General features: G+C 50.9%; 1 tRNA gene. It reads left to right on the top strand.

From position 1 onward, the window contains the following. The first annotated feature begins 272 nt into the window (after positions 1–272). A tRNA-Arg gene (locus tag KAJ71_RS23220) sits at positions 273–346 on the top strand. Positions 347–348: the final 2 nt, after the last annotated feature.

Below are 348 nucleotides of genomic sequence, written 5' to 3'. Positions count from 1 at the left end.
CATAGCTCAGCTGGATAGAGTACTCGGCTACGAACCGAGCGGTCGGAGGTTCGAATCCTCCTGGATGCACCATATTACTAAGTGTTTGTCTGAGAGTGTTTATCTCACAGATGAGTGCGAGCTGAAAGGTAGCACAAAGGGGGATAACGTTGCTTTAGCAACGGCCCTGCGGGCGAAGCGGTTACGCTGAGTAATCCTCCTGGATGCACCATATTTTGCAGTATGGTGGGGTAGTAACGACATACCATACGGTATCAAAAAAGAATTCCTGTGCATCCATAGCTCAGCTGGATAGAGTACTCGGCTACGAACCGAGCGGTCGGAGGTTCGAATCCTCCTGGATGCACC

Origin of the sequence: Serratia silvae, from assembly GCF_023282985.1 — a bacterium.
Classification (GTDB): Bacteria; Pseudomonadota; Gammaproteobacteria; order Enterobacterales; family Enterobacteriaceae; genus Chania; species Chania silvae.
The sequence above is the reverse complement of the archived record's forward strand: the minus strand, read 5'-3'. Positions and strand labels throughout refer to the sequence as shown.